Source organism: Billgrantia bachuensis, from assembly GCF_011742165.1.
GTDB lineage: Bacteria > Pseudomonadota > Gammaproteobacteria > Pseudomonadales > Halomonadaceae > Halomonas > Halomonas bachuensis.
Window position 1 is genome coordinate 22,925 of record NZ_JAAQTO010000057.1, and the last position, 13,952, is coordinate 36,876.

Consider the following 13,952-nt stretch of genomic DNA (forward strand, 5'->3'; position numbering starts at 1 on the left):
GACTCAGGAGAATTCCAATGCAAGATGTGGTGATCGTAGCCGCTCGTCGTACCGCCATCGGCGCTTTCGGGGGGTCGCTCGCCGGCATCCCCGCCAGTGACCTCGGTGCGCTGGTGATCAAGGACATCCTGGCCTCCACCGGCGTGGCCCCCGACCAGGTCGACGAGGTGCTGCTCGGTCAGGTGCTCACTGCCGGCGTGGGCCAGAACCCGGCGCGTCAGGCCGCCATCAAGGCCGGCCTGCCCGCGGCCGTACCCGCCATGACCATCAACAAGGTGTGCGGCTCCGGCCTCAAGGCACTGCACCTGGCGACCCAAGCGATTCGCTGCGGCGACGCCGAACTGATCCTCGCCGGCGGCCAGGAGAACATGTCCGCCTCGCCCCACGTACTGCCCAACTCGCGCAACGGCCAGCGCATGGGCGACTGGAAAGCCATCGACACCATGGTTCACGACGGCCTGTGGGATGCCTTCAACGATTTCCACATGGGCATCACCGCCGAGAACCTCGCCGAGAAGTACGGTATCACTAGAGAGGCCATGGACGAGTTCGCCGCCGCCTCGCAGCAGAAGGCCGCCGCGGCCATCCGCGAAGGACGCTTCAAGGGCCAGATCGTCCCCGTGGAAATTCCCCAGCGCAAGGGCGATCCGGTGGTCTTCGATACCGATGAGAACCCGCGGGAAGTGACCGCCGACAAACTCGGCACCATGAAGCCCGCCTTCAAGAAGGACGGCACCGTCACCGCAGGCAACGCCTCCTCGATCAACGACGGCGCCGCCGTGGTGATGATCTGTTCCGCCGACAAGGCTCGCGAGCTCGGCCTCGAGCCGCTGGCGCGCATCGCCGCCTATTCAAATGCCGGCGTCGATCCCGCCATCATGGGCATCGGCCCGGCACCGGCTACCCGCCGCTGCCTGGAGAAGGCCGGCTGGAGCCTGGACGACCTCGACCTGGTCGAAGCCAACGAAGCCTTCGCTGCCCAGGCGCTTTCGGTCAACAAGGAACTCGGCTGGGATACCTCCAAGGTCAACGTCAACGGCGGCGCCATTGCCCTTGGTCACCCCATCGGCGCCTCCGGCTGCCGCGTGCTGGTCTCGCTGCTGCACGAGATGATCGCTCGCGACGCCAAGAAGGGCCTGGCGACGCTGTGTATCGGCGGCGGGCAGGGGGTCGCCCTCGCAATTGAGAGGTGAGAAAACCCTGATACATTGCTGCGCTCGATATCCTGACCGCCGGCGGTGCTCGGAATCCTCATGTAGCGGGCTACATTCCGGTTCCTGCGCTCCGGCGGCGATCAGCCTCTCATCGCTCGCAACATGAATCAGCGCTTCCTCTTATAAGAGACGTCTACGAAACTGCCCCCACGGCCAGGCCATGGGGGCAGTTCGCTTTTCGGCGTCGAGTGGCGCTTACAGCGCGGCCTCGGTCTGTTCGGATTCGAAGGCGGCCTTCTCTTCCGGCGTGATCTCCTTGATGGTGAGCTTCACGCGATTGCGGTTGTCGATGTCGAGAACCTTGACCACCACCTCGTCACCCTCGTTGAGGAAATCGCGCACGTCGTTGACCCGCTCGGGCACGATCTGCGAGATGTGCACCAGGCCGTCGGTGCCCGGCATGATGTTGACGAAGGCACCGAAGTCGGCGATGCGCACTACCTTGCCGCGGTAGAGCTTGCCGATCTCGGCTTCGGCAGTGATCGACAGCACGATGTCGATGGCCTTCTTGGCCGCCGCCTTGTCCTCGGCGTAGATGCGCACCGTGCCATCGTCGTCCAGGTCGATGGAGGCGCCGGTATCCTCGCAGATCTTGCGGATGGTGGCGCCGCCTTTGCCGATGACGTCGCGGATTTTCTCCGGGTCGATCTTGATGGTGGCCATGGAGGGCGCGTTCTCGGAAACCTCGGCGCGGCTCTGGCCGATCACCGTGTTCATCTGCTCGAGAATGTGCAGACGGGCATCGTGGGCCTGCTGCAAGGCGATCTCCATGATCTCCTCGTTGATACCCTCGATCTTGATGTCCATCTGCAGAGCGGTGACGCCGGCGGCCGAACCGGCCACCTTGAAATCCATATCGCCCAGATGGTCCTCGTCACCGAGAATGTCGGTGAGTACGGCGAAACCGTCATCGTCCTTCACCAGGCCCATGGCGATGCCCGCCACCGGCGCCTTCATCGGCACGCCGGCATCCATCAGCGCCAGTGAAGCACCGCACACCGACGCCATGGAGCTGGAGCCATTGGATTCGGTGATCTCGGAGACCACGCGGATGGTGTAGGGGAAATCCGCCTCGTCGGGCAGCATGGCCTGCACACCGCGGCGCGCCAGGCGTCCGTGGCCGATCTCGCGGCGCTTGGGGCCGCCCATGAAGCCGGCCTCGCCCACGCTGTAGGGCGGGAAGTTGTAATGCAGCAGGAAGCGGTCCTTGCGCTCGCCCTCCAGCGATTCGATCAACTGAGCGTCGCGCAGGGTGCCCAGGGTCGCGATGACGATCGCCTGGGTCTCGCCGCGGGTGAAGATCGCCGAACCGTGGGTCTTGGGCAGGCTGCCCACCTCGATGGCCAGAGGCCGTACGGTCTTCTGGTCGCGACCGTCGATGCGCGGCTCACCCTTGACCACTCGCGAGCGCACCACCTTCTTCTCGAGGCCGGCGAAGGCACCCTTGACCTCGTCGGCGTCGAACTGCCCTTCTTCCTCACCGGCCAGTTGCTCCACCGCCTGCTCCTTGAGCACGGCGAGGGTGTCCTGGCGGGCCATCTTGTCGGTAATGCGGTAGGCTTCGCCGACCTTGGCTTCGAAGCCCGCGGCGACGGCCTGCTTGAGTGCAGTATTCTCGGCAGGCGGCTGCCAGTCCCACTTGGGCTTGCCGGCTTCGGCGGCGAGCTCGTTGATGGCCGTGATGGCCACCTGCATCTCCTGGTGACCATAGAGCACGGCCCCCAGCATCTCGTCCTCGAGCAGCTCATCGGCCTCGGACTCGACCATCAGCACGGCCTTCTCGGTGCCGGCGACGACCATGTCCAGCTCGGAGTTGGCCAGCTCTTCCACGGTGGGATTGAGGAAATACCCTTTGTCCTCGTCGAAGCCGACACGGGCGGCGCCGATGGGACCCTTGAACGGCACGCCGGAGATCGACAGTGCCGCGGAGGTGCCGAGCATGGCGGCGATGTCGGGGTCATGGTTGCGATCGGTGGAGAGCACCGTACAGATGACCTGCACCTCGTTCATGAAGCCCTTGGGAAACAGCGGGCGAATCGGGCGGTCGATCAACCGCGAGGTGAGGGTCTCCTTCTCGGTGGGGCGCCCCTCACGCTTGAAGAAGCCGCCGGGGATCTTGCCCACGGCGTAGGTCTTCTCCTGATAGAACACCGCCAGGGGGAAGAAGTCCTGGCCTGGCTTGACATCTTTCTTGGCTACCACGGTGCACAGCACCACGGTGTCGTCCATGGTGACCATGACGGCAGCTGTGGCCTGGCGGGCGATGCGCCCGGTTTCCAGGGTGACGGTGCTGCGACCGTACTGAAACGTTTTCTTGACCGGATTCACGGCGACTTCCTTCAACTTGTCTCTACTCATGTATGGGTCGTTTTTGACTCGGCGACCATTTTAGGGGTTGACGCGCGCGAGAGCCACCTATACGGCCGTTTTCACCCTGACAAACGCAAAACGGGCAGCCCAAGGGGCTACCCGTTCAATGACCAAGAAAAGGTGCATTCGCGTTGCGAATGCCTTTTTCTTAGCGACGCAGGCCGAGGCGCTGGATCAGTGACTGATAACGCGCCAGATCCTTGCGCTTCAGGTAGTCGAGCAGCTTGCGGCGCTGGTTGACCATGCGGATCAGGCCACGACGTGAGTGGTGATCCTGCTTGTTGGTCTTGAAGTGATCCTGCAGGCCGTCGATATTGGCGCTCAGCAAGGCCACCTGAACTTCGGGGGAACCGGTGTCGTTATCGCCACGGCTGTATTCCTTGACGATCTCGGCCTTCTGTTCAGCGGTAAGTGCCATCTGTTTCTCCAGTAAGCAATATGCCTGAAACGTGAATGTGTGAGACCACGCATATTTGCAGTCTCGGGCGTCTCTCCCTCAGGAAGCAGCGAGTCGTCGCGCTTCCTCAACCGGCCGCCGTGTTGAGCAGCCGTCTCGGCGCCACTTCCTGTGGCCCGGTTACCACGCCGAGCCCCAGGAAGGCCTCGTCGCAGTAGAGTCTTGCCGTTTCACCGACCCTCGCACCAGCGCCGTCGACGTTGGCCGACTGCCCGTGCATGAGCCGCTGTCTTGCCGCTTCATCCACATCGAGCCGCGGCAGGTGAGCCACCAGCACGTCGACCGGCAGCAGCGTCGCCTCGCGTTCGCTCTGACCCGGCAACGACTCGAGAGTTTCCAGCGCCAGCATTCCTTCGCTGCCGAAGGGGCCGGTGGCAAGCCGACGCAGGGCGGTGATATGCGCCCCGCAGCCGAGTGCACGGCCGATGTCCTCGGCCAGGGTACGGATATAGGTACCCTTGCTGACTCGAACCTCGAGCTCGAAGACCTCGCCCTCGAAGGCAAGCAGCCGGGCATCATACACCGTCACACGGCGCACTGCACGCTCGACGCTCTTGCCCTCACGGGCCAGCTCGTAGAGCTTGCGCCCCTGATGCTTGAGCGCCGAATACATCGGCGGCGTCTGGTCGATCTCGCCGCGAAAGCGCTCCAGCACCCGCTCGATGTCCTCGGCCGATAGTAGCGGCACTTCGCAGCGCTCGATCACTTCGCCCTCGGCGTCGCCGGTGTCGGTCACCGCGCCGAGCTGTACTCGGGTGCGGTAGACCTTGTCGGCCTCAAGCAGGTGGGCCGAGAATTTGGTCGCCTCACCCAGGCAGACCGGTAACAGCCCGGTCGCCATGGGATCCAGCGTACCGGTATGGCCCGCCTTCTGGGCCTGCAGCAGGCGTCTGGCGCGCTGCAGGGCGTGATTGCTCGAGGCGCCCTTGGGCTTGTCGAGCAGCAGCACGCCGTTGACCGGCAGTCCGCGGCGGCGACGCGCCATCAGCCGCGCTCTCCCTCGTCGCTGCCATCCGGCTCGCCTTCCTCGCCAGGATGACGGGCACGGTCGCTTCCGATCGCCTCGTCGATCAGCGAGGAGAGCCGCTGACCGCGCACCACGCTTTCATCGTAATGAAAGCGCAGCTCCGGCACGTGACGCAGCTTGATGCGCCGGGCGATCTGGCTGCGCAGGAACCCCGCCGCCTGCTTGAGAACCTTGAGGTTCTCCTTGATGCGCTCGGGGCTGTCCTCGCCCAGCAGGGTCACGTAGACGTCGGCATAGCCGAGGTCACGGCTGACCGTGACCCCGCTGACGGTGACCATGCCCAGGCGCGGGTCCTTGACCTCGCGCTGGATCAGCACGGCCAGCTCCTTCTGCAACTGGTCGCCGACCCGGTCGGTACGCTTGAACTCGCGCATGCTCCACTCCCGCTGCGATTACAGCGTCCGCTCGACCTTGACCTGATCGAAGACCTCGATCTTGTCGCCAACCTGGACGTCGTTGTAGTTCTTGACGCCGATGCCGCACTCCATACCGTTGCGCACCTCCTGGACGTCGTCCTTGAAGCGACGCAGCGACTCGAGCTCGCCCTCGTAGATGACCACGTTGTCGCGCAGCACGCGGATCTTCTTGTTACGGAAGACGGTGCCCTCGACCACCATGCAGCCGGCCACGGCGCCGATCTTGGGTGCACGGAAGACGTCGCGAACCTCGGCCACGCCGACGATCTCCTCCTTCCACTCCGGCGCCAGCATGCCGCTCATCGCCTGCTTGACCTCGTCGATCAGCTGGTAGATGACGCTGTAGTAGCGCAGGTCCAGCCCCTCGCGCTCGATGATCTCGCGGGCAGCGGCGTCGGCACGCACGTTGAAGCCGACCACGATGGCCTCGGAGGCCAGTGCCAGGTTGGCGTCGGTACCGGTGATGCCACCCACGCCGGAGGAGACCACGGCCACCTGCACTTCTTCGGTGGAGAGCTCTTCCAGGGCGCCCTTGATCGCTTCCAGCGAGCCCTGCACGTCGGCCTTGAGCACGATGTTGACCTTGGCCACCTCGTCCTGGCCCATCTGGCTGAACATGTTCTCCAGCTTGGCCTTCTGCTGGCGCGCCAGGCGCACCTCGCGGTACTTGCCCTGACGGAAATTGGCGACCTCGCGAGCCTTCTTCTCGTCGGCCACGACCATGAAGTCGTCACCGGCGTCCGGCGTGCCGTCGAGACCCTGGATCTCCACCGGCATGGCGGGACCCACCTCTTCGACCTGCTGGCCGAGTTCGTTGGTCAGCGCACGTACGCGGCCGTAGTGCAAACCGGCCAGCACGATGTCGCCCCGCCTCAGGGTGCCGTTCTGCACCAGCACGGTGGCCACCGGGCCGCGGCCCTTGTCGAGGCGCGACTCGACCACCACGCCCTTGCCGGGCGCTTCCGGTACCGCCTTGAGTTCGAGCACTTCGGAAACCAGCTGGATCGCTTCCAGCAACTCCTCGATGCCTTCACCGCTCTTGGCCGAGACGTGGACGAACTGAGTGTCGCCGCCCCACTCCTCGGAGATGACGCCGTGCTGGGACAGCTCGTTCTTGACCCGGTCCGGATCGGCTCCCGACTTGTCGATCTTGTTGACCGCCACCACCATGGGCACGTCGGCCGCCTTGGAGTGCTCGATCGCCTCGATGGTCTGCGGCATGACCCCGTCGTCGGCCGCCACCACCAGGATGACCACGTCGGTGGCCTTGGCACCGCGGGCACGCATGGCGGTAAACGCCGCGTGGCCGGGGGTATCGAGGAAGGTCACGCCGCCGTGCTCGTCCTCGACGTGGTAGGCACCGATGTGCTGGGTGATGCCGCCAGCCTCGCCGGTGGCCACCTTGGCCTTGCGAATGTAGTCGAGCAGCGAGGTCTTGCCGTGGTCGACGTGCCCCATCACCGTGACCACCGGCGAGCGGGTGATCTCCTCGCCTTCGTAGGAGATGCCTTCGAGCATTTCGGTCTCGAGGGCGTCGTCCTTGATCAGCTTGGGCTTGTGGCCCATCTCCTCGACGACGATCGCCGCGGTGTCCTGATCGATGGTCTGGTTGATGGTCACCGCCGCGCCCATGGTGAACATGGTCTTGATGACCTCGTTCGCCTTGATCGACATCTTGTCGGCCAGTTCGGCGATGCTGATCGATTCGGGAATCGAGACCTCGCGCACGATCGGCTGCGTCGGCTTCTGGAAGCCGTGCTTGCCGCCGCCACCTTGGCTGCCCCCGCGGCGTCCACCGCGGCGCTCGGCGCGCTTGACCTTCTTGCCGCCGCCACGACGGCGCTCCTCGCGATCGCCGCGATCGTCCTCGTCGCGGTCGTGACGCCCCTTCTTGGCCGAAGCCTTCTTGGGCGGCGCGGTGCGACGGTCGGTACGACCCTCCTTGGGCGGAGCGGGCGGCTCGGGCTCGCCGGTCGGCTCTGCGCTCGCTTCCAGCTCGGGAACCGGCATCTCGGGCTCGACGGCGACCTGTGGCGCCTCGGCCTTGGCAGCTTCCTCGCGAGCGGCCTGATCGGCGGCGCGCGTCTTGGCCTGCTCGGCTTCCTGGGCCTCTTCGGCCTCACGCTTGGCCTGTGAATCGGCCATGTCGCCAACCAGCTGACGCGGCCCACTCTCTTCCACCGGCTCGGGTGCCGGCGCTTCTTCCTCTTCGGCGCGCTTGACGTAGGTACGCTTCTTGCGCACCTGCACCTCGATTGTCTTGCCGCGCTCACCGGTCTTGATCCGGCTGCGGGTCTTGCGCGTCAACGTGATGCGGTTGCGCGCGCCAGCACCCGTACTGCTACCGCCATGACTCTTGGTCAGGTAGTCGAGCAGCTTGCGCTTGTCCTCTTCGGATACGGCATCGCTTTCGGACTGGTGTTCGAGCCCGGCTTCTTTCATCTGTTCCAGCAGGCGGGGCACATCGCGGCCCACCTTCGCTGCAAAATCCTTAACGGTCATTTCCGACATCTCGACCCTCCTCAGCCCGTGACCCGTTTACTGTTCGTTCTCGAACCAGGGCGCACGGGCAGTCATGATCAGTGCTGCAGCGCGCTCCTCGTCCATGCCCTCGATGTCCATCAGATCGTCGACGGACTGCTCGGCGAGGTCCTCCATGGTAACGATGCCCCGGCTCGCCAGAATGAAGGCCAAATGACGCTCCATGCCGTCCATCTCCAGCAGGTCATCGGCCGGCTGTGCGCCGTCCAATTCCTCCTCGGAGGCGATGGCCAGCGTCAGCAGTTCATCCTTGGCCCGAGCGCGCAACTCTTCCACCAACTCTTCGTCGAGCTCCTCGATCTCGAGGATCTCCTCGAGGGGCACGTAAGCGATCTCCTCCAGCGTAGTGAAGCCTTCTTCCACCAGCAGCCGGGCGAGGTCGTCCTCGATCTCCAGGTGCTGAATGAAGTGCTCGACCAGGCTGTCGATCTCCTGCTCGCGCTTGTCTTCCGCCTCGCCCTCGGTCATGACGTTGATCCGCCAGCCGGTGAGCTCGGAGGCCAGACGCACGTTCTGGCCGCTGCGACCGATGGCCTGGGCAAGATTGTCCTCGGCCACCGCCACGTCCATGGCATGCGCGTCCTCGTCGACCAGGATCGAGCCGACATCCGCCGGTGCCATGGCGTTGATGACGAGCTGCGCGGGATTGTCGTCCCACAGGATGATGTCGACCCGCTCGTTCTGCAGCTCGCTGGATACCGCCTGCACACGGGAACCGCGCATGCCCACGCAGGCACCGACCGGATCGATACGCCGGTCGTTGGTCTTGACCGCGATCTTGGCCCGCGAACCGGGATCGCGGGCCGCACCCTTGATCTCGATGAGTTGTTCGGCGATTTCCGGCACTTCGATCTTGAACAGCTCGATGATCAGCTCGGGGCAGGTGCGCGAGAGGATCAGTTGCGCACCGCGCGCCTCGGCGTCGACCTTGACCAGCAGCGCACGCACCCGGTCATTCATGCGGTAACGCTCGCCGGGGATCATCTCGCTGCGCGGCAGGAACGCCTCGGCGTTGTCGCCCAGATCGATGATCAGGCCGTCGCGGGTGGTCTTCTTGACGATACCGGCCACCAGCTCGCCTTCGCGCTCGGCATATTGGCGCACGACCTCGGCGCGCTCGGCCTCGCGCACCTTCTGCACGATGACCTGCTTGGCGGTCTGGGCCGCGATGCGCCCGAAGGCAGCATTCTCGATCTGCTCCTCGACCACGTCGCCCAGTGTCAGAGGCGGGTCGCGGCGTTCGGCGAACGACTGCTTGATCTCGGCGTCAGGATTCTCGAATTCGTCATCTTCCACCACTTCCCAGCGGCGGAAGGTCTCGTAGTCGCCCGTTTGACGATCGATATGCACCCGCACGCTGACCTCGCGGCCCTCGAAGCGCTTGCGTGACGCACTGGCCAGCGCCGCTTCGACGGCCTCGAAGATCACATTCCGTGGCACACCCTTCTCGTTGGAGATCGCATCCACGACCGTCAGTATTTCTTTACTCATGCCTATGCCTCGCCAGAAAACCTGTTCTTGTGCACCAGCCTTGGCCAGCGACCTCAGTCTTCGAACCGGGGAACCACCCGCGCCTGATCGATGCTTTCGATCGGAAAGCAGTACTCTTCACCATCCAGCTGCAGCAGCACCTCGTCCTCCTCGATGCCGGTCAGCAGCCCCTGAAACTTGCGCCGCCCATCGAACGGCACGCGCAACTTCAGCGCCACCTGATGTCCGGCGAAGCGCGCGAACTGGTCGAGGGTGAAGAGCGGACGGTCCATGCCCGGCGACGACACCTCCAGGCGATACTCCCCCGGAATGGGATCCTCCACGTCGAGCACGGCACTGACCTGGCGACTGACATCGGCGCAGTGATCCACGCTCACACCGTCGGCATGATCAATGTAGATCACAAGGCGGGAATGCTTGCCCTGGGGGCGATAGTCGATGCCCCAGAGCTCGAAACCCATGGCGGTGACCACCGGCTCGATCAGCGCATACAGCGCAGCGTCCTTGAGTGCCACAGAGAAAGCTCCTACAGCCGTTGCATCAGGCACCTGGCCGGGAGTGAACAGGAAAGCTAGGTGGCTGATTGGCGTTGCCCGAACAAGCACTGCCGGCCGGGACCGACAGTAAGCTGCTAACAAAAAGCCCCTTCGCAGGAAGGGGCCTTTCACAAGAAACCTGTAGTACCACTTTCGGCATCTTGCATCCCGTTCGGACGCTTGCCGGAAGATGGTAGCGGGGACCGGATTTGAACCGATGACCTTCGGGTTATGAGCCCGACGAGCTACCAGACTGCTCCACCCCGCAACATTCCAGGTCGGCGATTGTAGGCGCGATACTGGCCTAAGTCAAGCCGGCGCCTACATTCTTCCTGGTGCCAATCCTGCTTCTGACGACTCGCGACCCACTCGGGCCGCAGCGTTTCAGATGGTGCCGAAGGCGGGACTTGAACCCGCACGACCATAAGGTCACTACCCCCTCAAGATAGCGTGTCTACCAATTCCACCACTTCGGCTTGCTTGATTGCCGGAGCCGCGACTCAGCCGTCGCTTTCCTCCAGCACTGGCGCGGTATTATCCACATCACTGGCGTCGTCGTCAAGGGTTGGCAGCCCGCGCTGCTGCTCGATCAGGCGCGAGTCGGGGATGCCCGCTTCCGGGGCTCCACCGGTCTGGCTACCGAAATAGGCCAGGGTCAACGAGGTGGCGAAGAAGGCTGCCGCCAGCACCGCCGTGGTGCGCGAAAGGAAGCTACCGCTGCCGCGCGAACCGAATACGGTCTGGGAAGCACCGCCACCGAAGGCGGCGCCGGCTTCGGCACCCTTGCCCTGCTGTAGCAGGATGAGTACGACCAGGGCGATGGCGATCGCCACGTGGATCATGAGAATGGCAACTTGCATGGGTTCAACCTGCTGACTGGCAAATGGCTAGGAAATCGTCGGCCTTGAGCGAAGCGCCGCCCACCAGGCCGCCGTCGATGTCGGGCTGGGCCAACAGCTCAGCCGCGTTGCCGGCGTTCATGCTGCCGCCGTACAGCAGGCGCAGGCCTGCCGCGAGTTCACGATCGAAACCGGCCTGGTACTCACGGATGGCGGCCATGACCTCCTGCGCCTGCTTGGGCGTGGCGGTGCGACCGGTACCGATGGCCCAGACCGGCTCATAGGCAATGATCACGCGCGTGCGCTGATCAGGCTCCAGGCGGGCCATCACATAGCCCACCTGACGCAGCACGACCTCCATGGTCTTGCCGGCATCGCGCTCCTCGAGGGTCTCGCCTACGCACAGGATCGGTGTGATATCGGCGTTCAGTGCCGCCAGTAGCCGATCATGCACGGCCGCATCGTCTTCGCGATAGAGCTGGCGCCGCTCTGAGTGTCCCGCCAGAGCAAACTCGACGCCGAACTCCTTGAGCATACGCCCGCTCACCTCGCCGGTGCGGGCACCGGAGTGGAGCGGATTCAGCGTCTGAGCCCCCAACCGCAGCGAGGTGCCGTCGAAGGCGCGCCGCGCGGCGTCCAGGTAGGGAAAAGGCGGCAGGATGACCACGTCCAGCGGCGCCGGGAGCGTCGTTCCGGTAAAGGCGCGACCGAACTCTTCGACCAGCTCGGCCGAACCGTTCATCTTCCAGTTCCCGGCGATCAGCGGCGTTCGCATGCTGCGTCCTCTTTCAAAGTGGAGCGAAATGGTATAGGAGGCGCCAGGCCAAGACAACCGTCACGGCGAATGTCAACCCAACTCGCCCTCGACCTGGGTAGCCAGACGGTTCGCCAACCCTTCGACATCGAGGTGCGCCCTTCCTTCGACCATGACCCGGATCAGCGGCTCGGTACCGGACGGACGCAGCAGCACCCGCCCCTCGTCGCCCAGCTCCGCCTCAACGCCGGCCACTACCTCCTGAACGGCCGGGCTCGCCATCAGCGCCTTGGCATCGCTGCCCGGCGTCAGACGCACGTTGACCAGCACCTGAGGCACCTTTTCCAGCCCGGCAAGCAACGTCTGTAGCGGCTTGCCTTCACTGACCATGAGCGCCAGCACCTGCAGCGCCGAGACGATGCCGTCACCGGTGCTCTGCACGTCGGCGCAGACGATGTGGCCGGAGGACTCGCCACCGAGCTGCCAGCCCTTCTCCAGCAGGCGTTCCACCACGTAGCGGTCACCCACCTTGACGCGCTCGAAGGGTATGCCCATGCCCTCGAGCGCCATGGCCAGGCCGAAGTTGGTCATCAGGGTACCGACCACGCCACCGACCAGCTGGCCGCGCTCATGTCGATCGCGGGCGATCAGGTAGAGGATGTCGTCGCCGTCGATTTCGCGCCCGTCGGCATCGACCATCAGTACCCGATCGCCGTCACCGTCGAAGGCGATGCCCAGGTCGGCGCTCTGCTGAATCACCGCGGCGCGCAGGGTAGCCGGCGAGGTAGAACCCACGTCGCGATTGATGTTGAGGCCGTCGGGGGTGGCCCCGACCAGGCTGACTTCGGCGCCGAGCTCGCGAAACACGCTGGGGGCGATGTGGTAAGTGGCACCGTGGGCGCAGTCGAGCACCATGCGCAGCCCGTGCAGACTGACGCGATTGGGGATGGTCGACTTGCAGAATTCGATATAGCGTCCGGCGGCATCGTCGATACGCATCGCCTTGCCCAGCTTGCCCGCCGCCACCGTGGTCAACGGCTCATCGAGCATCGCTTCGATGCGCTCTTCGATCGCATCGGCGAGCTTGGTCCCCTCGCTGGAGAAGAATTTGATACCGTTGTCGGCGAAGGGATTGTGCGAGGCCGAGATGACGATGCCGGCATCGGCACGGAAGGTCCTCGTCAGATAGGCAATGCCGGGCGTCGGCATCGGGCCGAGCAGCGCCACGTCGACGCCGGCGGCAGAGAGACCTGCCTCCAAGGCCGACTCGAACATGTAGCCCGAGATACGCGTATCCTTGCCGATCAGCACCCGCGCGCGGCCGGAATCGCGAGCCAGCACCCGGCCCATGGCCCAGCCCAGCTTGAGCATGAAATCCGGCGTGATGGGGTACTCGCCGACCGTTCCGCGTATGCCATCCGTACCGAAGTATTTCCTAGTCATTCTCGCAGCCTTCCCTTAGCACGGCCCAGGTCATGTTCACTGCGTCCATGGTCGGGCCAACATCATGGACGCGAAGGATACGGGCGCCCCGCTCGACCGCCAGCGACGCCAGCGCCAGGCCGCCGGGCAGGCGCTCCTCCACCGGCCGGCCCAGCACCTTGCCGATCAGGCTCTTGCGCGACAGACCCACCAGCAGCGGCAGGTCAAAGCGGGTCATGCGATCCATGCGATTGAGCAGACGCAGGTTGTGCTCGACCGTCTTGCCGAAACCAAAGCCGGGATCGATCAGCAGGCGCTCGCGACGCAGCCCGGCGGCCTCGCAGGCCGCCACGCGCGTCTCGAGAAAGTCCATCACCGCCTCTTCAATGGGAGCATCATAACGGGGCGCCTGCTGCATGTCCTGCGGCTCGCCCTGCATGTGCATCAGGCATACCGGCAGGCCGGTGCCCAGCGCCGCCTCCAGCGCCCCCTCACGCTGCAGGGCGCGCACGTCGTTGATCATGCCGGCGCCCAGCGCCGCGGTCTGGCGCATCACGGCGGGAGTGCTGGTATCCACCGACACCAACGCATCGAGCTCGCAGACCAACCGCTCGACCACCGGCGCCACCCGATCCAGCTCCTGCTGCGCCGTGATCGCCTGAGCGCCCGGGCGAGTCGACTCGCCACCCACGTCGATGATCGCCGCCCCCTCGGCGAGCATGCGTTCGGCATGGCGCAGCGCATCGTCGAGGGCGACATGGCGGCCGCCGTCGGAAAAGGAATCGGGAGTCACGTTGAGTATGCCCATGACCCGGGGGTAGGAAAGGTCGAGGCGGTGCCGTCCACACGGCAGCCAGGTCGGTGCGGGATTGTCTGTCATGTCAT

The 13,952-nt window shown here is 64.8% G+C and carries 12 protein-coding genes and 2 tRNA genes; 1 reads left to right on the forward strand and 13 read right to left on the reverse strand.

What is annotated here, in order from left to right:
* Positions 1-17 precede the first annotated feature (17 nt).
* Positions 18-1,193, forward strand: coding sequence for an acetyl-CoA C-acetyltransferase (locus tag HBJ55_RS20095; RefSeq protein ID WP_167119333.1), 1,176 nt, complete (start codon positions 18-20; stop codon positions 1,191-1,193).
* A 216-nt stretch (positions 1,194-1,409) separates the two neighbouring features.
* On the opposite strand, the gene pnp is transcribed toward HBJ55_RS20095, so the two are convergent.
* The 13 genes from pnp to folP form a co-directional block, all read right to left on the reverse strand.
* Complete coding sequence (gene pnp, locus HBJ55_RS20100) at positions 1,410-3,542, reverse strand: polyribonucleotide nucleotidyltransferase (protein ID WP_167119427.1); 2,133 nt, start codon at positions 3,540-3,542, stop codon at positions 1,410-1,412.
* Positions 3,543-3,732: 190 nt separating this feature from the next.
* Positions 3,733-4,002, reverse strand: a complete 270-nt coding sequence (rpsO, locus tag HBJ55_RS20105; RefSeq protein ID WP_167119336.1) for a 30S ribosomal protein S15 — start codon at positions 4,000-4,002, stop codon at positions 3,733-3,735.
* Between the two features lie 106 nt (positions 4,003-4,108).
* Positions 4,109-5,026, reverse strand: a complete 918-nt coding sequence (gene truB, locus HBJ55_RS20110) for a tRNA pseudouridine(55) synthase TruB (RefSeq protein ID WP_167119339.1) — start codon at positions 5,024-5,026, stop codon at positions 4,109-4,111.
* A complete protein-coding gene (gene rbfA, locus HBJ55_RS20115; RefSeq protein WP_167119342.1) occupies positions 5,026-5,442 on the reverse strand; it encodes a 30S ribosome-binding factor RbfA in 417 nt (138 codons plus the stop codon). Before rbfA ends, truB begins: the two co-directional genes overlap by 1 nt.
* Before the next feature lie 18 nt (positions 5,443-5,460).
* Positions 5,461-7,995, reverse strand: coding sequence for a translation initiation factor IF-2 (infB, locus tag HBJ55_RS20120; RefSeq protein WP_167119345.1), 2,535 nt, complete (start codon positions 7,993-7,995; stop codon positions 5,461-5,463).
* A 27-nt stretch (positions 7,996-8,022) separates the two neighbouring features.
* Complete coding sequence (gene nusA, locus HBJ55_RS20125) at positions 8,023-9,516, reverse strand: transcription termination factor NusA (RefSeq protein ID WP_167119348.1); 1,494 nt, start codon at positions 9,514-9,516, stop codon at positions 8,023-8,025.
* Between the two features lie 53 nt (positions 9,517-9,569).
* Complete coding sequence (rimP, locus tag HBJ55_RS20130) at positions 9,570-10,031, reverse strand: ribosome maturation factor RimP (RefSeq protein WP_167119351.1); 462 nt, start codon at positions 10,029-10,031, stop codon at positions 9,570-9,572.
* Positions 10,032-10,243: 212 nt separating this feature from the next.
* Positions 10,244-10,320 (reverse strand) — tRNA-Met (locus tag HBJ55_RS20135).
* 121 nt (positions 10,321-10,441) lie between these two features.
* Positions 10,442-10,528 (reverse strand) — tRNA-Leu (locus HBJ55_RS20140).
* 24 nt (positions 10,529-10,552) lie between these two features.
* Positions 10,553-10,912, reverse strand: a complete 360-nt coding sequence (gene secG, locus HBJ55_RS20145) for a preprotein translocase subunit SecG (protein WP_167119354.1) — start codon at positions 10,910-10,912, stop codon at positions 10,553-10,555.
* Between the two features lie 4 nt (positions 10,913-10,916).
* A complete protein-coding gene (gene tpiA / locus HBJ55_RS20150; RefSeq protein ID WP_167119357.1) occupies positions 10,917-11,666 on the reverse strand; it encodes a triose-phosphate isomerase in 750 nt (249 codons plus the stop codon).
* Positions 11,667-11,738: 72 nt separating this feature from the next.
* Positions 11,739-13,088 (reverse strand): phosphoglucosamine mutase, encoded by a 1,350-nt coding sequence (gene glmM / locus HBJ55_RS20155; RefSeq protein WP_167119360.1) that lies wholly within the window; start codon positions 13,086-13,088, stop codon positions 11,739-11,741.
* The gene (gene folP / locus HBJ55_RS20160; protein WP_167119363.1) at positions 13,081-13,947 is read right to left on the reverse strand and encodes a dihydropteroate synthase; all 867 of its coding nucleotides are present in this window, start codon (positions 13,945-13,947) and stop codon (positions 13,081-13,083) included. Before folP ends, glmM begins: the two co-directional genes overlap by 8 nt.
* Positions 13,948-13,952 lie beyond the last annotated feature (5 nt).

What these genes read in the sequence shown, in the direction of transcription:
- HBJ55_RS20095 (WP_167119333.1), top strand. Translation starts at nt 18, where the DNA reads ATGCAAGATGTGGTGATCGTAGCCGCTCGTCGTACCGCCATCGGCGCT.
- rpsO (WP_167119336.1), bottom strand. Translation starts at nt 4,002, where the DNA reads ATGGCACTTACCGCTGAACAGAAGGCCGAGATCGTCAAGGAATACAGC.
- truB (WP_167119339.1), bottom strand. Translation starts at nt 5,026, where the DNA reads ATGGCGCGTCGCCGCCGCGGACTGCCGGTCAACGGCGTGCTGCTGCTC.
- rbfA (WP_167119342.1), bottom strand. Translation starts at nt 5,442, where the DNA reads ATGCGCGAGTTCAAGCGTACCGACCGGGTCGGCGACCAGTTGCAGAAG.
- infB (WP_167119345.1), bottom strand. Translation starts at nt 7,995, where the DNA reads ATGTCGGAAATGACCGTTAAGGATTTTGCAGCGAAGGTGGGCCGCGAT.
- nusA (WP_167119348.1), bottom strand. Translation starts at nt 9,516, where the DNA reads ATGAGTAAAGAAATACTGACGGTCGTGGATGCGATCTCCAACGAGAAG.
- secG (WP_167119354.1), bottom strand. Translation starts at nt 10,912, where the DNA reads ATGCAAGTTGCCATTCTCATGATCCACGTGGCGATCGCCATCGCCCTG.
- tpiA (WP_167119357.1), bottom strand. Translation starts at nt 11,666, where the DNA reads ATGCGAACGCCGCTGATCGCCGGGAACTGGAAGATGAACGGTTCGGCC.
- glmM (WP_167119360.1), bottom strand. Translation starts at nt 13,088, where the DNA reads ATGACTAGGAAATACTTCGGTACGGATGGCATACGCGGAACGGTCGGC.
- folP (WP_167119363.1), bottom strand. Translation starts at nt 13,947, where the DNA reads ATGACAGACAATCCCGCACCGACCTGGCTGCCGTGTGGACGGCACCGC.